The sequence below is a fragment of the Streptacidiphilus sp. ASG 303 genome (assembly GCF_020991365.1).
GTDB lineage: Bacteria > Actinomycetota > Actinomycetes > Streptomycetales > Streptomycetaceae > Peterkaempfera.
In genome coordinates this window covers 1-307 of the sequence record NZ_JAJLRA010000133.1, presented here as the reverse complement: position 1 = coordinate 307, position 307 = coordinate 1, and the positions used below count along the sequence as shown (strand labels likewise).

Below are 307 nucleotides of genomic sequence, written 5' to 3'. Positions count from 1 at the left end.
TGCGGCCGGACGTGAAGCCGAAGCCGCCGCGCTTCGCGCTCTTCCGGGCCAACCTCGGCGAGGCCTTCACCGAGGCGGTCATCGCCCGGACGCGGGGCAGCGGCCGCACACCGCTGGTGCCGTCCTTCGGCACCGACGCCCGGATGGTCGTGGAGCACTGCCTGGAGGCGCAGGAGCTGCGCAACCGGCGCGACCGGCAGCGGTCCCTGGTCACGCTGCTCACGGGCGTGCTGTTCCTGCCGGGGGCGCTGCTGTGGCTGCGCGCCTTCCAGCTGCGGGCGGTGCTGCGGAAGGCGGCGCCGGACCG

1 pseudogene is annotated in these 307 nt (G+C 75.6%); it reads left to right on the top strand.

Going from position 1 to position 307, the window contains the following annotated elements:
- Positions 1-307, top strand: a pseudogene (locus tag LO771_RS30230) (hypothetical protein); the annotation flags it as partial.